A 24,302-nucleotide genomic window follows, 5' to 3' on the forward strand; every position below is an offset into this window, starting at 1 on the left:
TAGCAGGAACAGAAACCCTGTTTTTATCTATAACAGTTGTCGATTTGAGCTTCTGTTTTTTGTGATAAATCCTATTTTTCTAAAATCAAGCTATTTCACACCCGCAGATAGTATGTTATTTTAATTTGACGTTAGCGCTGCAAGCCAGTAATTAAACGTTCCTTTGGGTAAGCGATATTTATATTTTAAATTTAAGTATAAATATCCTGAATAATTCATAAGTTGTGTATCAATCCTATAATAAAATAATTGACCGTTTTTACCGCGCGCACGTACGCCTTCATTAACGCTGGTTTCGTGTGCTGTGGATTTTAATCTGGGATTTTAACTCAGCGTGATTTGAGCGCTGAGTTAAGGATATGTTTAATACATACCCGTAATCTTATGGGTTGTTATTGGATAGTGTATTTATTGATTATATTTTACAGAGGATGTGATTGTGTCGACTAATGGACTTCGTAGCTTGTGTACTGTTTTGTTAATTATGACTTTTTTCTGGATACTGGTTGTTAGTGGGATGGTTATGCTATTTTAAATAATAGCTTATCGTTTAATCACTTGAGTTTATTCTGCATCAGGTGGATATATGAGCAATAAACGAATGGCTTAGCTGTAAGTAATTCGTGCTATCGCCAATGCCAATCTTTGTAAATAGGTCAGTATATAAATACTGGCCTATTTTATAAACTGATATACAATTGTGCTGACATTTTCTTGCGGATTGTTATATGAAAAAGTACCAGCAGCTGGCGCAGCAGATTACCGAACAGATTGGCCTTGGGGTGTGGTTACCCGGCGACCGGCTGCCCTCACTGCGGGAACAGGTGGTCAGCAGCGGGATGAGTTTCATGACCGTCAGTCACGCCTACCAGCTGCTGGAAAGCCAGGGCCGGATCATTGCCCGCCCGCAGTCCGGCTATTATGTCGCGCCGCAGCCGATCAAACAGCGCCAGCCTGAGCCGCCCGCCCAAGTGACGCGCGATGAGTCCGTTGATATCAACACCTACATTTTCGAGGTGCTGCAGGCCAGCCGTCAGGCGTCCATGCTGCCCTTTGCCTCCGCTTTTCCCGATCCGCGCCTGTTTCCACTGCCGCAGCTTAACCGCTCTCTGGCGCAGGTCAGCAAAACCGCCACCGCCATGAGCGTGATTGAAAACCTGCCGCCGGGGAATGATGAACTCCGCCATGCCATTGCCCGCCGCTACGCGCTGCAGGGAATGAATATCTCGCCGGATGAAATCGTCATCACCGCCGGAGCGCTGGAGGCGTTGAACCTTAGCCTGCAGGCCGTTACTGAACCGGGCGATTGGGTCGTTGTGGAAAACCCCTGCTTCTACGGGGCGCTGCAGGCGCTGGAGAGGCTGCGCCTGAAGGCGCTGTCGGTGGCGACCGATGTCAAAGAGGGCATTGACCTCGACGCGCTGGAGCAGGCGTTGCAGAATTACCCGGTTAAAGCCTGCTGGCTGATGACCAACGGGCAAAACCCGCTCGGCTTTACCCTCAGCGCGGAGAAAAAAACGCAGCTGGTCGCGCTGCTGGCGCGCTACAAGGTGATGCTGATTGAAGATGATGTTTACAGCGAGCTCTATTTCGGCCGCGAGAAACCGCTGCCGGCAAAGTACTGGGATCGCGACGATATGACGCTGCACTGCAGCTCTTTTTCCAAGTGCCTGGTCCCCGGGTTCCGCATTGGCTGGGTGGCGGCGGGCAGGCACGCCCGACGCATTCAGCAGCTACAGCTGATGAGCACGCTCTCAACCAGTTCACCCATGCAGCTGGCGCTGGTGGATTACCTTTCGACCAAGCGCTATGACGCCCATTTGCGGCGTTTGCGCCGCCAGCTTGCCGAGCGCAAGCAGCTGGCCTGGCAGGCGCTGCTGCGCCATCTGCCCGCGGAGGTGAAAATCCATCATAGCGACAGCGGCTATTTTCTCTGGCTCGAGCTTCCCGCCGGGAGCGACGCGGGGGAGCTGAGCGCCCGCGCGCTGGCGTATAATATCAGCATTGCGCCGGGGAAAATGTTCTCCACCTCCGCCAGCTGGACCGCATTTTTTCGCTTTAATACCGCGTGGGGCTGGGGAGAAAGAGAGGAGCAGGGGGTTAAGCGGCTGGGCGAACTGATTCGCGAGATGCTGGCGTAGCTGGGATGGCGGTCCGCTTGCCCGGGCAGGGGAAGCTTAGTGGCGCCCGGGCAAGCGCAGAATATCCCTGACCGGTCCGGCCGCCACCCGGCAAAAAAGCGCGGCGGCAGAGAAAACGGTTTTTTCATTTATCCGGTTTTTTTATATCCAGCGGTTATCCCTTTCCTTAAAAATATGTCGCTGACGCAGGCTGAATATCATGCCCGTTATTATTGTTCCGCGGTAAACCATATGAAATTTGCATAGTCATATTAACTCGCTAACCGCTTGTCTATAATCCGCAAAGTTAGCCCGTGTCGCACGTTTTGTGCGTAATGCGCCCCTTGTCACAACCTGAATAAATTTCCCCGGGAGGCCATAGCGCGCCGTCTACTGTTATTAAGGGAGATATTTTTACGGCATGGCTGCCGCTCATTTTCTTGTGACAGGAGTAAGACCCGATGAGCAAAAAAATTGCCCGTGGCAGCCTTTGCGTGCTGGGTATGGTTTGCCTGACGGCGCAGGCCGCCGAGCCGCCGACATCTCTCGATAAAGGCGAAGGCCGTCTCGATATTATCGCCTGGCCGGGATATATCGAACGGGGACAGACCGATAAAAGCTACGACTGGGTAACTCAGTTTGAAAAAGAATCCGGCTGTCAGGTCAACGTCAAAACCGCCGCCACGTCCGACGAGATGGTCAGCCTGATGGCGAAAGGCGGTTATGACCTGGTCACCGCGTCCGGCGACGCCTCGCTGCGCCTGATTATGGGCAAGCGCGTGCAGCCGATTGACACCGCGCTGATCGCTAACTGGAAGTCCCTCGACCCGCGCGTGGAAAATGGCGCGTGGTTCAACGTCAACGGTAAGGTTTACGGCACTCCCTACCAGTGGGGGCCGAACCTGCTAATGTACAACACGAAAACCTTCCCGACGCCGCCGGACAGCTGGAGCGTGGTGTTCGTCAAACAAAACCTGCCGGACGGTAAAACCAACCTTGGCCGCGTGCAGGCCTATGACGGGCCGATTTATATTGCCGATGCCGCGCTGTTCGTCAAAGCCACCCAGCCGCAGCTGGGCATCAGTGACCCCTATCAGCTTACCGAAGCGCAATATCAGGCGGTACTCAAGGTGCTGCGCGATCAGCACGCCCTGATTCATCGCTACTGGCACGATACCACCGTACAGATGAGCGATTTTAAAAACGAAGGCGTCGTGGCCTCCAGCGCCTGGCCCTATCAGGCCAACGGTCTGAAGGCGGAAGGTCAGCCGATTGCGACCGTTTTCCCGAAAGAGGGCGTCACCGGCTGGGCGGATACCACCATGCTGCATAGCGACGCGAAACACCCGGTTTGCGCCTATAAATGGATGAACTGGTCGCTGACGCCGAAAGTGCAGGGGGATGTCGCGGCCTGGTTTGGTTCGCTACCGGTGGTACCCGAGGGGTGCAAAGCCAGCGCGCTGCTGGGGGACAAAGGCTGCGAGACCAATGGTTACAACGAATTTGCCAAAATCGCGTTCTGGAAAACGCCGGTAGCGGAAGGCGGGAAATTTGTTCCCTATAGCCGCTGGACTCAGGATTACATTGCGATTATGGGCGGTCGTTAAGTCGCCGGAGGCGAAGAACATGCACGCGGTAGAGTTCGATAATGTTTCGCGGCTGTACGGCGACGTGCGGGCGGTGGACGGCGTCAGCATCGCCATTCGCGATGGCGAATTTTTCTCCATGCTGGGGCCCTCCGGCTCCGGCAAAACCACCTGCCTGCGCCTGATTGCCGGGTTTGAACAGCTTTCGGGCGGCGCCATTCGCATTTTTGGTAAAGCGGCCAGCGAACTGCCGCCGTGGCAGCGCGACGTGAATACGGTGTTCCAGGATTACGCGCTGTTTCCTCATATGTCGGTCCTCGATAACGTCGCCTACGGGCTGATGGTCAAAGGCGTCGGTAAGAAAGCGCGGCATGCCCGCGCGCTGGAGGCGCTGGAGAAGGTCGCGCTCGCGTTTGTCCACGCGCGCAGGCCATCGCAGCTTTCCGGCGGCCAGCGCCAGCGGGTGGCGATCGCCCGCGCGCTGGTGAATCAGCCGCGCGTCCTGCTGCTGGATGAGCCGCTCGGGGCGCTGGATTTAAAACTGCGTGAACAGATGCAGCTGGAGCTAAAGAAACTGCAGCAGGCGCTGGGCATTACCTTTATTTTTGTGACCCACGATCAGGGCGAAGCCCTGTCGATGTCCGATCGCGTGGCGGTGTTTAATAATGGGCGAATCGAACAGGTTGATGCGCCCCAGGACCTCTATTTGCGGCCTAAAACGGCGTTTGTGGCCGGCTTTGTCGGCACCGCCAACGTATTCAGCAGCGAGCAGGCGCACAAGCTGTGCGCGATGGCGGGAACGTGGTCGCTGCGCCCGGAACATATCCGGCTGAACGTTGCCGGGGAGATCCAGACGGAGGGCGTTGTGCAGGCGGTGCAGTATCAGGGGGCCGCGACCCGCGTCGAACTCAAGCTGGCGAATGGCGAGAAGCTGTTGGTGAGCCAGGCGAATAGTGATGGCCATGCCGCGCTAAACGCGCCGCCGGTAGGGCAAACGGTGCTGGCTTCGTGGTCGCGAGCGGCGATGGTGCCGCTGGAGAGCGGAGGCTGATATGACGATGGCGATTCCGTCCGCCACCACCGGGCGCGTATCCGCGCTGTTCTGGCGTAAACCCTCGCTGGCCCTGTTTTTGCTTCTGCTTGGCCCGCTCATGTGGTTTGGCATTGTCTATCTGGGATCGTTGCTGACCCTGCTATGGCAAAGCTTTTACACCTTCGACGATTTCACCATGTCGGTCACTCACGACCTGACGCTGGCCAATCTGCAGGCGCTGTTTAACCCGGCGAACTACGACATCATTATCCGTACCCTGACGATGGCGCTGTCGGTGACCGTCGCCAGCGCGATTCTGGCCTTGCCTATGGCCTGGTACATGGCCCGCTATACCCGGGGCAAGATGAAGGCGTTTTTCTACATCGCCGTGATGCTGCCGATGTGGGCAAGCTATATCGTCAAAGCCTATGCATGGACGCTGCTGTTGGCGAAAGATGGCGTTGCGCAGTGGTTCCTGCGCCATCTTGGCCTGGAAAGCGTACTGAGCATGGTGCTGACGATCCCGGCGGTCGGCGGCAATACGCTATCGACGTCCGGACTGGGGCGCTTCCTGGTGTTCGTCTATATCTGGCTGCCGTTTATGATCCTGCCGGTGCAGGCCGCGCTGGAACGCCTGCCGCCATCATTGCTTCAGGCCTCCGCCGATCTGGGCGCTCGTCCGCGCCAGACCTTCCGCTACGTGGTGCTGCCGCTGGCGATTCCCGGCATTGCCGCAGGTTCGATTTTTACCTTCTCCCTGACGCTTGGCGATTTTATCGTTCCGCAGCTGGTGGGGCCGCCGGGGTTCTTTATCGGCAATATGGTCTATTCCCAGCAGGGGGCGATTGGCAATATGCCCATGGCGGCGGCGTTTACCCTGGTGCCCATCGTGCTGATTGCCCTTTATCTGGCGTTTGTGAAACGTCTGGGAGCGTTTGATGCACTCTGAACGCGCACCGCTGCTCCTGAAAGTGGCAACCTGGGGAGGGGTGATCTTTCTCCATTTCCCGCTGCTGATTATCGCGCTCTATGCGTTTAATACCGAAGACGCCGCCTTCAGCTTTCCGCCACAGGGCCTGACGCTGCGCTGGTTTAGCGAAGCGGCGGAGCGCGGGGATATTATCGATGCCGTGACGTTGTCACTTAAAATCGCCGCGCTCTCCACCGCTATCGCTCTGCTACTTGGCACGCTGGCTGCAGGTGCGCTATGGCGCAGCACGTTTTTTGGCAAGAACGCCGTCTCGCTACTGCTGCTGTTGCCGATAGCACTGCCCGGCATTATCACCGGACTGGCGCTGCTCACTGCCTTCAAGGCCGTCAATCTGGAACCCGGGTTGCTGACGATCGTCGTGGGGCATGCGACGTTCTGCGTCGTTGTGGTGTTTAACAACGTCATTGCCCGCTTTCGCCGGACCTCCTGGAGCCTGGTAGAGGCGTCGATGGACTTAGGCGCTACGGGCTGGCAAACCTTTCGCTATGTGGTGTTGCCCAATTTGGGGTCGGCGCTGCTGGCGGGAGGTATGCTGGCGTTTGCCCTGTCGTTTGATGAAATTATCGTCACCACGTTCACCGCCGGGCACGAGCGCACGCTGCCGCTCTGGCTGCTCAATCAGCTCGGACGCCCGCGCGATGTCCCGGTGACCAACGTGGTTGCGCTGCTGGTGATGCTGGTGACGATGATGCCGATTCTGGGGGCCTGGTGGCTCACCCGTGACGGCGACGTCAGCGCTGAAAACGGAAAATAAAATATCGATACAGGATAATGCTATGCAAAATAACCTTTTGATTAACGGTAAGTTAGTGGCTGGAGAAGGCGAGACCGTGCCGGTGTTTAATCCCGCCACCGGTGACGAGATCCTGTCGATTGCTGAGGCCACGGCGGCGCAGGTAGACGCTGCGGTTGAGGCCGCGGATCGGGCCTTTGTTAGCTGGAGTCAGACCACGCCGAAGTTCCGCGCCGAATGTCTGTTGTCGCTGGCGGACGTGATTACTGAACATGCGCAGGCGCTGGCTGAGCTTGAATCGCTCAACTGCGGTAAGCCGCTGCACTGCGTGGTCAACGATGAGCTACCGGCGGTCGCCGATGTCTTCCGCTTCTTTGCCGGCGCGGCCCGCTGTCTGCCGGGCATGGCGGCGGGTGAGTATCTCGAAGGCCACACCTCCATGATTCGCCGCGACCCGGTTGGCGTGGTGGCCTCCATCGCGCCCTGGAACTACCCGCTGATGATGGCGGCATGGAAGCTGGCCCCGGCGCTGGCGGCAGGCAACTGCGTGGTGATCAAACCCTCGGAGATCACCCCTTTAACGGCACTCAAACTGGGTGAGCTGGCAAAAGACGTTTTCCCGGCCGGGGTGCTTAACGTGCTGTTTGGCCGCGGCGCAACGGTCGGCGATCCGCTGACCGCTCACGCGAAGGTCCGCATGGTGTCGTTGACCGGTTCGATCGCCACCGGCGCGCATATCATCGGCCATACCGCATCGTCGATTAAACGTACGCATATGGAACTGGGCGGGAAAGCGCCGGTTATCGTCTTTGATGACGCGGATATCGACGCGGTGGTGGAGGGCGTACGGACCTTTGGATTCTATAACGCAGGCCAGGACTGTACCGCCGCCTGCCGGATTTACGCCCAGGCCGGAGTTTATGACCAGCTGGTGGAAAAACTCGGCGCCGCGGTCGCCAGCCTGAAGATGGGCCCGCCGGAAGACGAAACGACCGAGCTGGGGCCGCTGAGCTCGCAGGCGCATCTGGACAGAGTCTGCGCCGCCGTCGATGCCGCCCGCGCGCTACCGCATATTCAGGTGGTCACCGGCGGCAGCAAAGCGCCAGGCAACGGTTACTACTATCAGCCGACGCTGCTGGCGGGAGCGAAGCAGGAAGATGCGATTGTCCAGCGCGAGGTCTTCGGCCCGGTTGTCAGTATTACCTCATTTCATGACGAAGAGCAGGCGCTGAGCTGGGCCAACGATTCGCAGTATGGTCTGGCTTCGTCGGTCTGGACCAGGGACGTCGGCAGGGCGCATCGCCTGAGCGCGCGTCTGCAGTATGGCTGCACCTGGGTTAACACCCATTTCATGCTGGTGAGCGAAATGCCGCACGGCGGGCAGAAGCTTTCGGGCTACGGCAAGGATATGTCGATGTACGGTCTGGAGGATTACACCACGATCCGGCACGTCATGATTAAGCACGGATAGGACGCGTTCGTGATAATCGCGAAGCGGACTGATTACCCTGCTAATAGTTAGTTATAGCAAAAAAAGCTAAAACGGAAGCGCTGCTTTATGAGAATATTCTCATGCCCCTTCAAGAGCTAAGCCATGATGAGTGCCGGAGATAAGCGCCGGATGGGGCTGGTACCCCCCAGGGTGCAGGATGCACCCTTAACGGGACACTGCAACGATTGATAATGATTCGTAAGCCCCTGCATGATATGCAGGGGCTTTTTGTTGTACGGTCGCTGCGGGTTTGTTACTGCGAGTGCGCCTGATATCGTAGCGTCATCAATTTATTACGTATCAGGTCATCTGGTTTTTCGAAAATGATTATCAGACTAACGTTTTGTTTTTTTGCTCGGTAAATTCGCCTGGCGACGTTCGCGAACATAGGAAAAAAGATTATAAATTGCAGCAATGAGTAAAATAAGCGCCACAATGAGAAGGGCGATTCCTGACATGTACCACCTCAAAAATAAATGAGTAAAAAACAAGCTTCGCATAACTTGTGATTATGAATGTATGATTTTGTGCTAAATAACGCAAATGATATTTCTTATCATTTAAAACCTGGCGGGGATGTCTGGCTGTCTGCTGCCGTTGTAATCTATTGATGTATAAATAATTTCTAATTGTGGGGTCATTCTACTGCAATCCTGGCTGCCCTGGAACCTGCTAATAATGATGATCGCATACCGGCATCGCGTCCAGGCGAGTATAAAGAACAGTAAACAATTCCCCACCGGTATGAAAAGCGCCTTTGTTTTTAACTATACCGTTAAGCGTTGGCGGTCGTGCCGGGATGATATTGAGGCCCGGCATTAACCCTATTAATAATCATGTTATTGGGCGCGGCAGATGAAATTATTATGCCTGCGATCGGTAATATAAATCCGGTGATATTTATTCGCGCGCGATAATCTTTAGATTCTGCGTAATTGTAATATTTATGTTAAATATTACGCATATCCAGGACGTTGATAAGAGAAAGGACGCAGGTTTGACTTTCTATAGCCGCTCATGCGAACATTCGGCGCAATTTGTTGCTTCGAAGTTGATATTGTTTTGAAAAAAATAGCGTGTTTCCTTTTTGTGGCCTGCGCCACGGCGATGCTTTACGGGAATTTTCCGGCCAAACAGATTATGGGCTGTGAAGAGCAGGGCGTCGCGGAACCGGTCTGCATGGCGGCCGCATGGGATAGTGAAAAAGTCGATCTTTTGCCGGCCTGGAATCCCGACGTCCAGAAGCTGATTACCGCGCAAAAGACCCTGTCTGCTGCGGAGCCGGGGTCTTTCAAATCGTAAAAAAGCAGCCTTCATGGGCTGCTTTTTTAGGTTTCATTGCTGAGTAAAATCGCTAAAACCAACCAAAACGAACGGATAACAGGCCGATAAGCGCAAGTGCCGCGCCGACATTTATCAGAAGAACGGTTTTGCTGGAAACATCCATAACGCCACCTTTATAAATAAGCCTCTACATTTATAGTACGAGCTCAAAGTTTGCGCTATCGGACAAAGACGAATCGGGCGTTTTTCTGAAATTAACCCTGTTACCTGTTTTAAAATACCATAATCTCTGACGCACTCTGGGGGTGCGAAAAGGCATCGCGGTCGGCGAAAATGCTTGTCAGGGAAGGAAGAAGAAAAATGACGTTATACCAGAAAATGCTGATTTTTTACGGAGTTATGGGCTTCATCTGCGCGGTAATCAGCTGGTTCTTAACGAAAGAGAGCCGCTGGATCCGCCTGCTGGCGGCGCTGTTGATTGGTGCGACATGGCCGTTCAGTTTTCCCATGGCGCTGCTGGTCTCCCTGTTTTGAAGGAAAAATTGATGGCTCACTCTTGGTTATGACTGTATAAAAAAACAGTCATCACTCACGGAGCCTTTTCGATGCTTAGTTTTTACTCTTCACAGGCTGGCGCTATAGTGCGCTGGCTCGATCTGCCCGGTCGCGGCGACCCTGTTGTTTTTATCCACGGCCTGGGCTGCGCCTCTACCTATGACTATCCGCGCGTTGCCGCCGACCCGGCGCTGGCCGGGCGGCGAATGATTCTTGTCGATTTACCCGGTTTCGGCTACAGCGATAAACCCGAGTCCTTCGGCTACCGTATTGGCGATCAGGCCGGGGTGGTGGTTGAGCTGCTGGACCGCTTAGGGCTTGAGCGCTGCTATCTATATGGCCACAGCATGGGGGGCAGCGTCGCGATTGAAGCGGCCGAGCGGCTCGCCGGACGGGTGCGGGCGCTGCTGGTGGCCGAGCCTAATCTCTATCCCGGGGGCGGCATGTACAGTAGACGTATCGCCGAACAGACTGAAGAACGCTTTATTGCTCGCGGCTACGCCGACATGCTGTCCGCCGACGCTTCGCCTTGGGCCGGCTGTCTGCAAAACAGCGCCCCCTGGGCGGTGTGGCGCGGCGCGACCAGCCTGGTGAAGGGCGTTAATCCCTCCTGGTTTAGCCGCTTTATCCACTTATCCTGTCCTAAGGCTCTGATATACGGTGAAGATTCGCTACCGGCCCGGGAAGCGACGGATAGCGAAGCCGCCGGGATCCCGCTGCTGGTGATACCCCAGGCCGGGCACTCAATGGCGTGGGAAAACCCATCGGCGCTGGCCCGTACGCTGGCCGATTTTTACTCCGCCATTGAGGCAGAAGTCTGATTCGTGATCGCTGCGTATAAAAAGAAACTATATTTTATTTATTTTGATATATGGTTTCTTTTATTCATGGCGAGCGTGAAATGCGAAAAATCACTATCCTGGGTATCTCGGCTTTACTCTTTACACCGCTGCTTCTGCAAGGGTGCGCGACGCAAACTCCGCGCGGGACGACCTCCCGTCCGCAGCTTACGGCGGCAGAAGCGGCAACCTTCACCATTGAGCGTTATTTTGCGCAAGGCGGCGCGTTAAGTGCCCCCGATGGCCCCTGGTCGCCATCGCCGGTTCACCTCCCGCAAACCGAGAGCGCGTGGCGCGTGGCGCCGTCGGGAGCGCCGTTCACCCGCATTCAGCAGGCGGTTAACGCGGCAATAGGCCAGCATGGGGCGCAGGAGGCGCGCATCTATATCCGCATCGAACCGGGCATCTATCGGGAGACGGTCTATATCCCTGAAGGCGCGCCGCCGATAACCCTCTACGGCGCCGGAGATAGTCCTGAAGAGGTGAAAATTGAGCTGGCAATAGACTCGCAGTTCTCGGTAGCGCGCTATCGCCAGCGGGTAAATAGCCAACAGCAATACCGCGAAGGCGATCCGGCATGGTATCAGTATGCGCTGTGCGCCGGGCGAACCAGCAAGACGATAGGCACCAACTGCGCGGCGGTGGTCTGGTCGCAAAGTGCGGATTTTCAGCTGCTGAATCTCAGCGTAGCCAATAGCCTGCTGGATACCGTCGACGGTGGGACGCATCAGGGCGTGGCGCTGCGGACGGACGGCGATCGCGTGCAGCTGGAGAACGTCCGCCTGCTCGGACGTCAGGACACGCTCTACGTAAATACCAGCAATCGGCGCAATGAGGCGGTAACCGACCGTATCAGCCGGGTATACGTGAAAGACAGCTACGTCGAAGGGGATGTGGACTACGTCTTTGGCCGGGCGAACGCCGTTTTTGATAACGTCCATTTTCACACCGTCTCAACGCGCCGCTCGCCTGAGGCATACGTGCTTGCGCCGAATACGTTGCCGGATAATCCATACGGCTTTCTGGTGAAGAATAGCCGCTTTACCGGCGACGGCGGCTATCAGGGCAGCTTCAAGGCGAAGCTGGGCCGCGCCTGGGATCAGGGGGCGGGGAAGACCGGTTATTTAGCGGGTAAAACCGCTAACGGGCAGGTGCTTATTGCCAACAGTATTATCGATCAAAGCTACGATCGGCTTTCCCCCTGGGACGCTGCGGCCACCACCGCCCGGCCGTTCCGCGGCAACACTTCCGCAGAACGGCAGCTTGATGATGTTGCCTTCAATCGCCTGTGGGAATTCAATAACCACTGGCAGCCCTGAGGCTTAAAACGGGAGCTCGCGCGGGACCGTTTGCAGCGTTACCCAGCGTAGCTCGGTAAACTCGGCAATTCCCGCGCGTCCGCCAAAGCGGCCGTAGCCTGACGATTTGCAGCCGCCAAACGGCATTTGCGCTTCGTCATGTACGGTGGGGCCGTTGATGTGGCAAATGCCGGTTTGCAGATTTTGCGCCAGGTTCCACGCCCTGGCGCTGTCCCGGCTGTATATCGCCGACGAGAGGCCATATTCGCTTTCATTGGCGACGGCCAGCGCTTCAGCTTCGTCCTTAACGCGAATAATCGATTTCACCGGACCGAACGACTCCTCATGCCAGATGCGCATTTCCCGGGTGACGCCATCAAGCAGGGTGGCGCGCATTTGCGTCGAATCGGATAGGCCGCCGGCCAGCAGGCGCGCCCCCTTCGCCAGCGCGTCCTCTATCAAGGCATTGCAGCGGGTGACGGTCTTCATGTCCACCACCGGGCCGAGCAGGCTGGCGGGCAGGGCGGCGGCGCGTCTGGCCAGCTGCGCCACAAACGCTTCCGCGACTGTCGCGTCGACGATGATGCGCTCGGTGGACATGCAGATTTGTCCGGCGTTGGCAAATGCGCCAAAAATTGCGCCTGCGGCGGCCTGTTCGAGATCGGCGTCATCCAGCACCAGCAGCGGTGCTTTGCCGCCGAGCTCCAGCACCGCGGGTTTCAGATGTTCGCCGCAGGTGCGGGCGATTATCCGCCCCACCGGCGTGGAGCCGGTGAAATTGATGCGGCGTACGGCGGGGTGGGCAATCAGTAACTCCACCAGCGCAGGCGCGTCGGCGGGGGCGCAGGTCAGATAATTGACCACGCCCGCGGGAAAGCCTGCCGCCGCCAGGGCATCGATAATCAGCCCCTGCGTCGCCGGTGAAAGCTCCGCGCCTTTGAGGATAACCGTATTTCCACAGGCCAGCGGCGTGGCGATAGCGCGGGTCGCGAGGATTAATGGCGCGTTCCACGGCGCCATGCCAAGCACCACGCCTGCGCCCTGGCGGATGCCCAACGCCAGATTTCCCGGCACGTTGGAAGGGATCACCTGGCCCTCAATTTGTGTGGTCAGGGCGGCGGCTTCGCGCAGGATATCGGCGGCCAGATGAACGTTAAAACCGGCCCAGTGCGCGGTGGCTCCCGTTTCCGCCGCCATCGCGGCGATAAATTTTGCCTCACGGCGCAGCATCTCTTCCGCGGCCTCCAGCAGGAGACGTCGGCGCTCGGCGGGTACCGTATCGCGCCACTGCGGGAACGCCGCGCCGGCGGCAGCGGCGCAGCGGCGGGCGTCCGCCAGGCTGGCGGCGCTGGCAACGGAGGCGCGTTCGTGCGTGAGCGGATTATCGCGGGTAAAGGTGGCATGACCTTCAGCATCATGCCACTGGCCGTTGGTGTACAGATTGCAGGTTATTGTCATTATTGGCTTCTCCTGGCGTTACGATTTGCCGAGTGTACCGGGTTGCGCCGCCGCGCGCTGGCGGTCGGGCGGTTATCGCCCGCTTTTTTCGTAACTTTGCGCAGGGTTCACATTTATGAAGACGTTCGATGACGCCAATCGAGAGGATGTTGAATTTATCGGCGAAAACGCGGTTTTTAGCATAACCTGATAGCAATTGATTATTTGCCGGTTGAATTCTCCTGTGCTGTTATTAAAGGACTTATAACAAATTCATAAGGCTTATAACCATGTCTACAGGGAAAACGTTTCTTGCGCTGGCGTTGAGCGCGCTACTGCCGGCGGCAGGCGCCTGGGCAGCGGGCAACGATACGCTGGTCTATTGTTCCGAAGCTTCGCCGGAATCTTTCAACCCGCAGATTGCCAGCTCGGGCCCGTCTTTCGTCGCCAGTTCCCAGGTGCTTTATAACCGCCTGATAAACTTTGACCCGGTCAAAAATACGCCGATTCCCTCGCTGGCCACCGAATGGCGCGTCTCCCCGGACGGTAAAACCTGGACTTTCACCCTGCGTAAGGGCGTGCAGTTCAACAGCAACAAATACTTCAAGCCGACCCGTGATTTCAACGCCGATGACGTGCTGTTCTCGGTGCTGCGGCAGAAAGATGCCAGCCATCCGTACCATAATGTTTCCCAGGGACATTACGAATACTTCCACGACGTTGGGCTGGATAAGCTGATCAAAGACGTCAAAAAAATCGATGATTATCACGTGCAGTTTGTGCTGAACGAGCCGAACGCGGCGTTCCTCGCCGACTGGGGAATGGATTTTGCGTCGATTCTGTCTGCCGAATATGCCGATGCGATGCTGAAAAAAGGCACCCCGGAGTATGTCGATACCTGGCCTATTGGTACCGGACCCTACGCGCTGCAGCAATATAAAGCGGATTCGCTGATCCGCTATGTCGCCAACCCGCACTACTGGGACGGTGACGTGCCGACCAAACACCTGATTTTCTCGATCACACCGAACGTTGAGACGCGTCTGGCGAAGCTGCAAACCAATGAATGCCAGATTATCCCCGCGCCGTCGCCGGTACAGTTCCCGGTGATTAAGGGCAATAAAGATCTGGCGCTGCATGCGGTTGAGGCGCTCAACGTAGGCTATCTGGCCTTTAATACCGAGAAAAAGCCGTTTGATAACGTACTGGTGCGCCAGGCGCTGAACTACGCTACCGACAAGCAGGCAATCGTGAAAGCGGTCTTCCTGGACTCCGGCAGCGTCGCGAAATCGCCGATCCCCGCCAATATGCTGGGCTATAAGAAAGATCTGCCTGATTACGACTACGATCCGCAAAAAGCGAAAGATCTCCTCAAGCAGGCCGGGCTGGAAAAAGGGGCCGAAGTCACCCTGTGGTCGATGCCGGTGCAGCGGCCGTATAACCCCAATTCCCGACGTATTGCCGAGATGATTCAAAATGACTGGAGCAAGGTTGGGATCAAAGCCAAAATCGTTACTTATGAATGGGGTGAATACCTCGCCGGCATGCGCAAAGGCGAGCACGACAGCGCGCTGTTTGGCTGGATGTCTGATAATGGCGATCCGGATAACTTCGCCGGCACCCTGTTAAGCTGCGATAACATTAAAACCGGCTCTAACGTTGCCCGCTGGTGCGATAAGACCTACGATGCGCTGGTGAAAAAGGCTATCCTGGTCAGCGACCCGCAGGCGCGCGCCGGACTCTACGCTCAGGCGCAGGAGATTTTTCAGCAGCAGGCCCCCTGGATCACCCTGGCGACCGGTAATACCTTCTACGCGACGCGCAGCAACGTGAGCGGCTACAGCGTGAGCCTGATGGGCAGCGATTTTTCCAAAGTTAAACTCAATTAAGCCGGAGGAGAGAAGCATGTCGCATCTGGATGAGGTCGTCGCGCGCGTGGACGCCGCGATTGCCGAAAGCGTTATTAGCCATATGAATGAACTGCTGATCGCGCTGAGCGATGACGCGGGGCTGGGGCGGGAAGAGCGCTACGTTCAGCAGCAGCGTTTGCGTAACGCCATCGCCCACCACGGCCGCCAGCAGCACGAGGAGCAGGAAGCTCGCCGGGAGCAGCTGACCCGCGGCGGCGAGATTCACTAGTTACGCCGCTAGAACTGGCGTCTGGCCACCAGACAGTCATTTTTCACACTAACAATCTTCATATATTTCAAAAAGATAACCCCCATTAAGTGGGGGTTATTTTCTTATGGCAGCGAAAAAAATAATCCTTATTTTTCAGTAAAATAAAAAAAGTTTTGGGGAAGGGAAATCGTACATTTTTCGATGCGCAATTGACTCCCAATCAATGCCGGACAGCAAAAAATATCGAACATACTATTTGACAACCACAACTAAAATGGGGTTAAAATCCGCGCCGATCGCACTTGCGATTGCTGCGGTAGTTCAGCGCCTCCGGGCGTGGTCGCCGTAGAGCTGTATCCCCGTTGAGGCAGTCCAGCCAGGTTGGCGAGGTACAGTAAGTAAACCCGGTCATCGTGAACGCGCAGCCGGGGTGGTGACTTGTTATTGTGTCGGGCCGTTCGCGCATTGAGTTGCGGGAAGTACGGCGGCATAGCCCCACACCACGCGAGCCAGAGCAGATGAGGCCAACGTTGGGGTACCGTTTCGGGGTGGGTTGCTACACTTCGAGCGGCTGGGACGAGCGTACGGAAACTCCGAGGGACGCACCCAGAACGAGAGGACATTGGTTTTCCCTGAAAATGGCTAAACCTTTGTCCTTTCTGTGCCTCGCCCCGTTGCTCAGGGTCGCGATACCCAGTACGGCAGCGTCGGACACTGCGTCAGAATATTTTTTTTAGTGAAGGGCGAAAGCCCAGAGGCATGAAGCCCGTCGGGAGGTTGCAATGAGTGACCACCAAACCATCACATGCTCGAAAGTCTCAGGCTGACAAACAGCTAAAGACTGAGCAGCTCAAAGCAGATCGCAAGCAGGCAATCAGCGAAGAGAGTAAGTCTCTTATTCGTGAGATGCGCAAGCTTGGGTTTGCTCCCCGCAAAGGCAACGTAACTCAAAAGCACTTTGAGCGTTACGCGGCCTACCTTGAAACTCAGGCAATGGCTAATCGCGCTGCAGGGCGAGGTGCCCGTGTTCCTGCAGCGTGGCGGTCTTATGTCCACGCTGTTCGACAAGATGCAGTCACCGGGCATCAAATCCACGGCATTCGCCAATCTAGCCACAACTGCAACTCGCCTTCTGTCGCTGGCACCAACGCTTGCGGATAAGTCGCGTACTGACCTTGGCTCGCATGTTGACGCCCATCTTACTGATCATGAGCTTGACCAGCTTGAGCGCGACATCATGAAGGGCGTAAAGCATGAGTGAGCGTCCAGAGTTCACTACCCGTGAGTACCGCGATCGTGTTCGCCGGCTTGCTGCAATGGTTGTCTCGCAGGGCAAGGAGCGTAACTACGTATTCACCGGGTCCGATGTAATACGGCATGACAGCGTATCCCGCGTGAGTGTAGCCGATGGTAAAGTTAGAGACTGGCTTGCTGCTTATATGAACGACCATGAAACTGGCATGTGTCGTATGCTGGTTTTTCCTGAACTGTCAGAAATTTGGATCATGATTTACGGTACCGACCAGGCCAGTGGAGACTATAGCAAGACCATCGCCCTTACCTACAATTACCTGAAAGAGACCTGGAGCCGAAAAACCCTCCCATATATTAACGATACGGCCTTTGCGCCCCTTGCCCCCCGTCATACCCGCGAACATGGGATAGCATGGATATTACATGGGATAGCGATAACACCGTTTGGGATACTGACAGTGTTAAAACCGCCCAGGGAACCGTGATAGGAGCGTGTGCAGCTGGTGGGGTCTATTACCTCAACTACGGGGCGACAGAGGCGCGCAACAAGTACAGCGGAGGTGTTTACGCCATGACAACCCAGGACCTGCAGTGCTACGTCGAGCGCCGCGGCCTGGACTTTAACACCGGCTATCGAGAGATGATCTCCGAGGTCTATTTAAATGGCAGGGGTCAAAACGATATTACTCTCAGTATTGGTCGGGCCGACAACCCCGACGCCGGTTATACATGGGAAAAGCAGACAGTTACCCTGTCAGCGCAGCGCCTTACCACCTGGTGCGCAGAGGGCGAAAGCCACGGGTACCGCCTGGAGATATCCGGGCAGGGGGATATTCCCGCCGGTATTAATTTTAAAATTGTGCAGACGGGGCAATGATGAATACCGCAGAAAAGAAGGCTGCAGCCAGTGTTGACGCCCTGGAGAGGTCGCAGCAGGCACCGCGCCGGACGAGCAGTGCCAGCACGCAGAACGAGCTAACGGCCAGCGCTCCAGCGCTGTACCAGGTAACTAAAATCAACGTGCCTGCGAGCCTGGGTGAGGTGGGTAAGCTGATCCATAGTGAATGCACCAAAATCCAGCAATCGCAAACCATCATTCTAAGCCTGTGGCAGCAGCAGCAGGAGGCCAAGACAGAAATAGCCAGGCTCAGAGGTGCTCTGGAGGTCGCCGGAATCGGCATACCTGATTAGCACTAAGGAACCAAACATAAATCAATAACCCGCGCAATATGTGCGGGTTTTTTATTGGCTAAGGAAAATCTAATGAAAATTAAATTGCTGTTTTCGATTGTCGGTCTGGTTCTGGTTGTCTCATCTTCGGCGTTCGCTTGCCCTAAAGGCGAGCACCCGCACGGCGGAACGGGGAGTCATCATAAGGGAGGGTATTGTTCTTATGAGCAATAAGCTGCTGATTCTGCCGGTTGCAGTGATGTTGCTTTCTGGGTGTGTGGGTAAGGCAAATCATCCACAGTGCCAGAGTCTTAAGGCGGGTGCTGCTGGATCTCAATTTGGCGCAGCTCTGACGGGAAGGTATGTAGATCAGCTCAAGGCAGATATGGATGAGCGCCAATACGAGCGCTGTGAGGAAATGTTTGATTTGGTTCAATACCAGGCCCAGCAACAAGCCCAGCTTCAACAGCAGGAGCAGGCTCAGGAGAAAGCGCAGGAGCTAGAGCGCCACAGGATGATACAGGAGAAACTGAGCTCCCCGGAAATGCAGAAGGAGCTAAGATCCGATTCACTGAAAGACCTGGTTAGCTGCGCCAAAGGTGAGAGGGGAGAAAAGCTACCGCCTGATGTTTTGAGTATGGTGGAGGGTATGTGTAAAGGAGAGATTGATAGGAGGGTGGATTCAGGGAAAGTAAGCCGGGCCAAGGTGGATAAAATGATTAGCCAAGGAACGTAAGCACAAATGAAAATCAATCCCCTTCGGGGGATTTTTTGTGTTTGCAATGGTTCATTGTGGGTATACCTCAGCTACGCTGAAAGAATGAATTGAGCGTTATTCCGTGGTTCTTCAGCGGAGAGTGGAAAGAGGAGAGATTAGGCCGAGAACGCGTCAGGGTAGAATGCAGGATGCGAAGGTTCTACTGGCAAGACTCCCAACCTCAGCCCTTACGGAGATCTCTTCCATGGAGATATCGGCCATTCTCGCCGAGTACATAGACGACGATAAGATAAGGCGTGCTAAGGGGCTTCGTGAGTCATGGATCGACCTGTATAGAGAGGCGCAATACGACGGCAAAGTTCCGCATGGCTGCAACCCTGCAGAAGCCACCCGTAAGCCCATTGCTAAGGTTAAGCGCCGGCGTCTTTCATTGGATGAATGGAGGCAGATCTATGATATGGCCGATGCCCATTATATTAAGTCTGCGATGCTGCTGGCGTTAATCACCGGTCAGCGACCTGGCGATATCGTCAACATGAAATTCACCGATATTAAAGACGATCTTCTATACATAAAACAGAGCAAAACCGGTGCAAAAATCGCAATACCATTAGAGTTAAGATGCGTGGAAATTGACATGAATTTGCGTGAAGCTGTCGCCATCTGCAGGGACAGGGTGTTAAGCAAGTACCTTATCCATCACACAAAAACGGTGGCTAAAATCAAGGCTGGTGACCCTGTAACTGTTCATAGTCTCGGTCGAAAGTTCGCCAAGGCTAGAGACTTGGCCGGGATAGCCGCAGATGACGAACGCGAATTACCGACATTCTATGAGCAGCGATCTCTTTCCGGGCGTCTCTATAAGGCCCATGGTCTGGATGTTCAAATGTTGTGGGGTCACAAAACTGAGAAAATGTCGGAGCTGTATCTGGATGATCGCGCCGACAATTGGCAGGTAATTTCTCTATGATTTTGGTGGGATGTTTTGGGGATATTTTGGGGGGTGAAAATATCCCTAAATTAATCATAGGGTTATTAAAATGAACGCCTGGCCACCAGCCAGGCGCCGATAACCAGCATCACCGCCCCGCAGAGCGGGCCAACCAGCGCGCGTAGCGGGACGTGGTGCGCGCGAATCAGATCTAGCACTAAGCCCCCAACCAGCTGGCTGGCAATCAATACCGCAATCGTGGTTGCCGCCCCGACGTTCTGATAGCCGCTGATGCTGGCAAAGACAAAGAACGAGCCCAGCAGACCGGGAATAAGCGTCCACCACTTTACGCTGACCGCCAGCTCCTGAAACCCCGCCGCGCCGTGCTTAAGCAGCAGTATTGTCACGAAAATCACGATGCCGACCAGCGAGTTAAGCAGCATGGCGATCAGGATGGTCGATGCGGACTGGGTAATGCGCACCATCAGCGTGTTTTGCAGCACCAGCCCGACGCCAGCGGCGATTAAACAGGCCAGGGTCAGCGTTTGATTCATGCGCTGCCGTCCGGATCGCGGCGATCGTCAAGCTGCAGCTGCATAAAGGTCAGATCCAGCCAGCGGCCAAATTTCGTGCCGACCTGCGGCATCTGCCCGGTGGTGATAAAGCCCAGCGTTTCATGCAGATGCAATGAAGCCTCATTTTGCGCTTCAATGCCGGCGACCATGACGTGCTTATTCAGCCGTTTCGCCTCGGCGATGAGGGCGACGAGCAGGCTGCGGCCCAGCCCTTTCCCCTGATGATCGGGGTGGACATAGACGGAATGTTCGACGGTGTGGCGAAAGCCGTCAAAGGCGCGCCAGTCGCCGAAGGAGGAGTAACCGGTAATCACGCCGTTTTCTTCGCTCACCAGCACGGGATAACCGGCTATCTGCCGGGCTTCGAACCAGGCAATACGGTTGTCGGTATCGACGGTTTTGTCGTTCCAGATGGCGGCGGTATGGACGACCGCATGGTTGTAGATTTCAGCGATTGCCGCGCAATCGTCTTTGCTGGCATGGCGGATGCTCATGGTGTCCTCAAAGCTTGTACACTATAGTAGTACAGTATTATTACAATAATGTACGCAAGGCTGTCACCTGGTTTAGGCATAAATTTTTCCTCTGGCTGACCAGGTCCGTTGTGTGCGATGACTGCGCGACCCTGGGTTGCCTGCGCAGAAACATCATTTGTATTTATATTTCATGATTAGAGAATTTATTAAATATATTACTGTTAATTTGCCGTCATATTTTACATTTTTATTTACCGGATTTGGATTTTCCTGACATGCAGAAAAGAAATTAATTTAATCATAACTCATTGATTATATTGGTGATGATGTAAATCATTGTGATGGCAGTCCGCTTTTTATTTTCACCCAATAGAACTAGTCTAACCCCTGAAGATATATTTCGGTTAAGCAGAGCGCATGTCGAGAAGTTATTCGATATGGCTCTGTTGGATTTTATATAACGATATTCTGTTTACACTATTATGCGTATTTATACGCAGGGAATGATTTTGCTAACAAGGGTGAAGCAATGGCGCGTACACAAAATATGAAGAAATTAATGCCGTCAATATTGGCAATGGCCATGGGGGCTATATTGGGTAATTCCGCTATGGCGGCTGAAACCACCGCGCTACAGGCGGCACCGGCTTATACCGCGACGCAGACTAAAGGGGAGACGCTGTGGAGCAATGACGATACGGCAATCGGTATTTTAGGATCCGTACGTTTAATGGCCAAAACGGACTCTAATCATACTCAGGAACATAATATACAGAATAATGACTCGCGGCTGGGGGGTGCCGTGCGGCATAATTTTGACCTGAACGGCCTGAGTAATTATGCCGTCGGTTATTATGAGACCGGCGTTCATGGTTTAGATTCCGCCACCGATGACCAGGGCAATGATGTTTATACCCGGCAGGCTTATGCCGGTATTGGCAACGACCGCTATGGCGTGGTGACCTTCGGCAAACAGTATGCTCCCACGGACTGGGGGCTGGGTATTGATACGACTTATGCCTGGGGCGGTAAAGCGAAACATGATACCGCCGGAATGTCGACGGATATTATTAATTCCGCGGCAATCTATTATTACAATGATAAAAATATGACGATTGGCGTCATGGGGCAAGGCAATGACAACGTCGACAGCATCGGCTTTGCGGCCTACGGCGATGGGCCGAATCTGCATGACGCTTACCGCGATGGTTCAGCCACCGTTCACGGCGGCGCCGCGGTTGCCGCGCAGTACCGTTGGGATAACGGCTTCTCCGTCTCCAGCGCGGTGGCGTATAACAATTACACGGTAAATAGCGGGTCAGTCAGCGGCTGCCAGAATTTTGGCCCGAACGGACACTGTTTTAATTACACCGATAATAACGGCGATGCCTATGACGGCAATACTTATAGCATGGGCATGAACGCGAAATATACGACAAGCGTTGGCGATCATGCCTGGTATAACGGTGCGGAAGTGACTTATTACCTCAATAAAGTGAATGATGTTACAGCGGCGACCAGCGGCCATTACGAACATAATAACCAGCAGGGTGATGACCAGGAAACGGTGCTTGGCCTGGAATATGATTCACAGTTTAAAATCACCCCGGCCTGGGGCGTGTACGTTGATTTTAACTGGTCGCAGGGAGGCGATGCGATGGATGGGCAGCACTTCCAGTCGACGGTATTGGGCACCGATTACTGGCTGGGGAAAAACGCGGTGACCTATCTTGAATACGGCTACGAAAAAGCCTGGGGCAACGATAACGAAGCGTGGAATATTGACGACAATCTTGGCGCAGTGGGGCTGCGCGTCTTTATCTGACGGGCGTTTTCTTTTCATTTATGGTCTTGAGGGAGTTTAGTTAACGGATTGCATCCTTTTCTGCCTTGCCCGGTGGTGTATTACGCCGGGCCTTTTCACGATAATCGCCGCTATCGGCGTCTGGTTGTAGAAACAGTAGGGCTACACTATAGTGTCACGTTATGAATACTATAGAAGACAACCTCAACCAGCGCATCAGCGCACGCATCCGAATCGAGCGGGAATCCCGCGGCTGGTCGCTCAGCGAACTCGCCGAACGGGCTGGGGCATCGCGGGCGATGATCCACAAGATCGAGCGCGGCGAAAGCAGCCCGACGGCGTCGATGCTTGGACGGCTTTCCGGCGCCTTCGGCATTAGCATGTCGACGCTGATCGCCAGGGCGGAGATGCAGGAAGGCAAGCTGCTGCGTTTTGCTCATCAGCCGGTGTGGCACGATCCGCAGAGCCACTATCTTCGGCGTCACGTTTCTCCGCGTAGCGACCTGCCTATCGATCTGGTGCAGGTGGAACTTCCGGCTGGCAGCGACGTTCCTATGCCCGCGTCATCCTATGCGCTGGCCCGGCAGCTCATCTGGCTACAGCAGGGCGAACTGGTCTTTCTCGAAGGCAACGCGCGCCACGAAATGCAGGCGGGGGATTGCCTGGAGCTCGGGCCGCCGAACGACTGCCGCTTTATTAATGAAACCACGCAGCCCTGCGTCTATCTGGTGGTCCGGCTCAATCAATCTGCCTCATAATGTCAATGCGCGTTGCCGGGAAAGCAGCTAGCCTCAATACAGACTTGTCAAAAGAGGAGTTTGTTATGGCTTTCAATCCGCAACGCCACCGCCGTTGGGTGCTGGCATCCCGTCCGCACGGCGAGCCGACCGGGGAAAACTTCCGCCTGGAAGAGGGTGAGGTCGCTTCTCCCGGGCCGGGACAGCTACTGCTGCGCACCGTCTTTCTGTCTTTAGATCCCTATATGCGCGGGCGGATGAGCGACGCGCCTTCCTATTCGCCGCCGGTCGCCGTTGGCGCGGTGATGGTGGGCGGCACCGTGAGCCGCGTCGTGACATCGAACCATGATGATTATCAGCCCGGCGACTGGGTGCTGGGCTACGGCGGCTGGCAGGATTATGAACTCTCCGACGGCAGCGGGCTGGTGAAGTTAGGCGAGAGCCCGGAACACCCTTCCTGGGCGCTGGGGATCCTCGGCATGCCGGGCTTTACCGCCTATATGGGGCTGCTGGATATTGGTCAGCCGAAAGCGGGTGAAACGCTGGTGGTCGCCGCCGCCACCGGGCCGGTTGGCGCAACGGTCGGACAGATTGCTAAGCTGAAAGGCTGCCGTACGGTGGGCATCGCTGGCGGCAGCGAGAAGTGCCGCTATGCGGTAGAAACCCTCGGCTTCGACGCCTGCATCGATCACCGCGCGCCCGATTTCGCCGTCAAACTGCTTGAAGCCTGCCCGCAGGGGATCGATATCTACTATGAGAACGTCGGTGGGAAAGTGTTTGATGAAGTGCTGCCGCTGCTGAACACCTCGGCTCGCGTGCCGGTTTGCGGCCTGGTCAGCGGCTACAACGCCACCGCGCTGCCCGACGGCCCGGATCGTTTACCGCTGCTGATGGCGACAATCCTCAAAAAACGCATCCGTATGCAGGGCTTTATTATCGGCCAGGATTACGGGCACCGGATTGCCGAGTTCCAGCAGGAGATGGGGCGCTGGGTGCAGGCAGGGAAAATCAAATACCGCGAGCAGGTGGTTGACGGCCTGGAGAACGCGCCGCAGGCGCTCATCGGTCTGCTGAAGGGCGAGAACTTCGGTAAAGTGGTGGTTCGCGTCTCTCCTGACGAGTAGCTTTTTCCCGGCAGGCATCGCGCC

General features: G+C 55.5%; 26 protein-coding genes. 21 read left to right on the plus strand and 5 right to left on the minus strand.

Annotation, left to right across the window (positions count from 1 at the left end; translation table 11 throughout):
• The first annotated feature begins 728 nt into the window (after nucleotides 1-728).
• The 6 genes from BJF97_RS13925 to patD all read left to right on the plus strand — a co-directional run bounded on the left by BJF97_RS13925 (nucleotide 729) and on the right by patD (nucleotide 7,934).
• Nucleotides 729-2,141 carry an aminotransferase-like domain-containing protein gene (locus BJF97_RS13925; RefSeq protein ID WP_004850592.1) on the plus strand — a complete coding sequence of 471 codons (1,413 nt, stop codon included), beginning with the start codon at nucleotides 729-731 and terminating at the stop codon, nucleotides 2,139-2,141.
• Between the two features lie 440 nt (nucleotides 2,142-2,581).
• Nucleotides 2,582-3,727, plus strand: a complete 1,146-nt coding sequence (gene ydcS, locus BJF97_RS13935) for a putative ABC transporter substrate-binding protein YdcS (protein WP_014838383.1) — start codon at nucleotides 2,582-2,584, stop codon at nucleotides 3,725-3,727.
• Between the two features lie 19 nt (nucleotides 3,728-3,746).
• On the plus strand, nucleotides 3,747-4,757 hold the full coding sequence (locus tag BJF97_RS13940) for an ABC transporter ATP-binding protein (RefSeq protein ID WP_014229231.1): 1,011 nt from the start codon (nucleotides 3,747-3,749) through the stop codon (nucleotides 4,755-4,757).
• 1 nt (nucleotide 4,758) lies between these two features.
• Nucleotides 4,759-5,688 (plus strand): ABC transporter permease, encoded by a 930-nt coding sequence (locus BJF97_RS13945; protein ID WP_042945096.1) that lies wholly within the window; start codon nucleotides 4,759-4,761, stop codon nucleotides 5,686-5,688.
• Nucleotides 5,678-6,484: an ABC transporter permease gene (locus tag BJF97_RS13950; RefSeq protein ID WP_032693458.1), complete on the plus strand. Its 807-nt coding sequence runs from the start codon at nucleotides 5,678-5,680 to the stop codon at nucleotides 6,482-6,484. The genes BJF97_RS13945 and BJF97_RS13950 overlap by 11 nt, the downstream gene beginning before the upstream one ends.
• 22 nt (nucleotides 6,485-6,506) lie before the next feature.
• Nucleotides 6,507-7,934 carry an aminobutyraldehyde dehydrogenase gene (patD, locus tag BJF97_RS13955; RefSeq protein ID WP_032693459.1) on the plus strand — a complete coding sequence of 476 codons (1,428 nt, stop codon included), beginning with the start codon at nucleotides 6,507-6,509 and terminating at the stop codon, nucleotides 7,932-7,934.
• 356 nt (nucleotides 7,935-8,290) lie between these two features.
• Here patD and BJF97_RS34160 read toward each other — a convergent pair whose 3' ends face one another.
• A complete protein-coding gene (locus BJF97_RS34160; protein WP_014229235.1) occupies nucleotides 8,291-8,413 on the minus strand; it encodes a small membrane protein in 123 nt (40 codons plus the stop codon).
• A 559-nt stretch (nucleotides 8,414-8,972) separates the two neighbouring features.
• Between BJF97_RS34160 and BJF97_RS13960 the strand changes: the two genes are divergently transcribed.
• Nucleotides 8,973-9,257, plus strand: coding sequence for a hypothetical protein (locus tag BJF97_RS13960; protein ID WP_014229236.1), 285 nt, complete (start codon nucleotides 8,973-8,975; stop codon nucleotides 9,255-9,257).
• Nucleotides 9,258-9,309: 52 nt separating this feature from the next.
• On the opposite strand, the gene yncL is transcribed toward BJF97_RS13960, so the two are convergent.
• Nucleotides 9,310-9,402: a stress response membrane protein YncL gene (gene yncL / locus BJF97_RS13965; RefSeq protein ID WP_004101822.1), complete on the minus strand. Its 93-nt coding sequence runs from the start codon at nucleotides 9,400-9,402 to the stop codon at nucleotides 9,310-9,312.
• Between the two features lie 197 nt (nucleotides 9,403-9,599).
• On the opposite strand from yncL, the gene BJF97_RS13970 reads away from it, so the two are divergent.
• The 3 genes from BJF97_RS13970 to BJF97_RS13980 all read left to right on the plus strand — a co-directional run bounded on the left by BJF97_RS13970 (nucleotide 9,600) and on the right by BJF97_RS13980 (nucleotide 11,952).
• Nucleotides 9,600-9,773 carry a GhoT/OrtT family toxin gene (locus tag BJF97_RS13970; RefSeq protein WP_004850604.1) on the plus strand — a complete coding sequence of 58 codons (174 nt, stop codon included), beginning with the start codon at nucleotides 9,600-9,602 and terminating at the stop codon, nucleotides 9,771-9,773.
• Between the two features lie 71 nt (nucleotides 9,774-9,844).
• The gene (locus tag BJF97_RS13975; protein WP_032693460.1) at nucleotides 9,845-10,615 is read left to right on the plus strand and encodes an alpha/beta fold hydrolase; all 771 of its coding nucleotides are present in this window, start codon (nucleotides 9,845-9,847) and stop codon (nucleotides 10,613-10,615) included.
• Nucleotides 10,616-10,695: 80 nt separating this feature from the next.
• Complete coding sequence (locus BJF97_RS13980) at nucleotides 10,696-11,952, plus strand: putative acyl-CoA thioester hydrolase (RefSeq protein ID WP_032693488.1); 1,257 nt, start codon at nucleotides 10,696-10,698, stop codon at nucleotides 11,950-11,952.
• 3 nt (nucleotides 11,953-11,955) lie between these two features.
• Here the strand turns inward: BJF97_RS13980 and BJF97_RS13985 are convergent, their stop codons facing one another.
• Complete coding sequence (locus BJF97_RS13985) at nucleotides 11,956-13,389, minus strand: aldehyde dehydrogenase (RefSeq protein WP_014838391.1); 1,434 nt, start codon at nucleotides 13,387-13,389, stop codon at nucleotides 11,956-11,958.
• Nucleotides 13,390-13,658: 269 nt separating this feature from the next.
• Between BJF97_RS13985 and BJF97_RS13990 the strand changes: the two genes are divergently transcribed.
• The 8 genes from BJF97_RS13990 to BJF97_RS14025 all read left to right on the plus strand — a co-directional run bounded on the left by BJF97_RS13990 (nucleotide 13,659) and on the right by BJF97_RS14025 (nucleotide 19,601).
• Nucleotides 13,659-15,257 (plus strand): ABC transporter substrate-binding protein, encoded by a 1,599-nt coding sequence (locus BJF97_RS13990; RefSeq protein WP_032693461.1) that lies wholly within the window; start codon nucleotides 13,659-13,661, stop codon nucleotides 15,255-15,257.
• 16 nt (nucleotides 15,258-15,273) lie between these two features.
• Nucleotides 15,274-15,507, plus strand: a complete 234-nt coding sequence (locus BJF97_RS13995) for a DUF2526 family protein (protein WP_014229241.1) — start codon at nucleotides 15,274-15,276, stop codon at nucleotides 15,505-15,507.
• 961 nt (nucleotides 15,508-16,468) lie between these two features.
• Nucleotides 16,469-16,750: a hypothetical protein gene (locus BJF97_RS14000; protein WP_142394552.1), complete on the plus strand. Its 282-nt coding sequence runs from the start codon at nucleotides 16,469-16,471 to the stop codon at nucleotides 16,748-16,750.
• Complete coding sequence (locus BJF97_RS14005) at nucleotides 16,743-17,228, plus strand: hypothetical protein (protein ID WP_032693463.1); 486 nt, start codon at nucleotides 16,743-16,745, stop codon at nucleotides 17,226-17,228. The genes BJF97_RS14000 and BJF97_RS14005 overlap by 8 nt, the downstream gene beginning before the upstream one ends.
• Nucleotides 17,229-17,314: 86 nt before the next feature.
• Nucleotides 17,315-17,620, plus strand: a complete 306-nt coding sequence (locus BJF97_RS14010) for a hypothetical protein (RefSeq protein WP_064388369.1) — start codon at nucleotides 17,315-17,317, stop codon at nucleotides 17,618-17,620.
• Nucleotides 17,617-17,934: a hypothetical protein gene (locus tag BJF97_RS14015; protein ID WP_142394551.1), complete on the plus strand. Its 318-nt coding sequence runs from the start codon at nucleotides 17,617-17,619 to the stop codon at nucleotides 17,932-17,934. Before BJF97_RS14010 ends, BJF97_RS14015 begins: the two co-directional genes overlap by 4 nt.
• Before the next feature lie 202 nt (nucleotides 17,935-18,136).
• The gene (locus BJF97_RS14020; RefSeq protein ID WP_071993368.1) at nucleotides 18,137-18,649 is read left to right on the plus strand and encodes a hypothetical protein; all 513 of its coding nucleotides are present in this window, start codon (nucleotides 18,137-18,139) and stop codon (nucleotides 18,647-18,649) included.
• Nucleotides 18,650-18,875: 226 nt separating this feature from the next.
• Nucleotides 18,876-19,601, plus strand: coding sequence for a tyrosine-type recombinase/integrase (locus BJF97_RS14025; RefSeq protein ID WP_158657246.1), 726 nt, complete (start codon nucleotides 18,876-18,878; stop codon nucleotides 19,599-19,601).
• A gap of 65 nt (nucleotides 19,602-19,666) precedes the next feature.
• Here the strand turns inward: BJF97_RS14025 and BJF97_RS14030 are convergent, their stop codons facing one another.
• Together BJF97_RS14030 and BJF97_RS14035 are read right to left on the minus strand one after the other, a co-directional pair.
• Entirely contained in the window at nucleotides 19,667-20,116 is a 450-nt protein-coding gene (locus BJF97_RS14030; RefSeq protein ID WP_032693467.1) for a DMT family transporter, read from the minus strand.
• Nucleotides 20,113-20,631, minus strand: coding sequence for a GNAT family N-acetyltransferase (locus BJF97_RS14035; protein ID WP_014838395.1), 519 nt, complete (start codon nucleotides 20,629-20,631; stop codon nucleotides 20,113-20,115). The genes BJF97_RS14030 and BJF97_RS14035 overlap by 4 nt, the downstream gene beginning before the upstream one ends.
• Before the next feature lie 511 nt (nucleotides 20,632-21,142).
• Here BJF97_RS14035 and BJF97_RS14040 point away from each other — a divergent pair.
• From BJF97_RS14040 to BJF97_RS14050, 3 genes are all read left to right on the plus strand, one after another.
• Complete coding sequence (locus BJF97_RS14040) at nucleotides 21,143-22,438, plus strand: porin (protein WP_032693468.1); 1,296 nt, start codon at nucleotides 21,143-21,145, stop codon at nucleotides 22,436-22,438.
• Between the two features lie 161 nt (nucleotides 22,439-22,599).
• Entirely contained in the window at nucleotides 22,600-23,175 is a 576-nt protein-coding gene (locus BJF97_RS14045) for a helix-turn-helix domain-containing protein (protein WP_009652267.1), read from the plus strand.
• Nucleotides 23,176-23,240: 65 nt separating this feature from the next.
• Nucleotides 23,241-24,278: an NADP-dependent oxidoreductase gene (locus tag BJF97_RS14050; RefSeq protein WP_014229245.1), complete on the plus strand. Its 1,038-nt coding sequence runs from the start codon at nucleotides 23,241-23,243 to the stop codon at nucleotides 24,276-24,278.
• The last annotated feature ends 24 nt before the right edge of the window (nucleotides 24,279-24,302 follow it).

It is taken from the genome of Klebsiella sp. LTGPAF-6F (genome assembly GCF_001753185.1).
Taxonomy (GTDB): Bacteria; Pseudomonadota; Gammaproteobacteria; order Enterobacterales; family Enterobacteriaceae; genus Klebsiella; species Klebsiella michiganensis.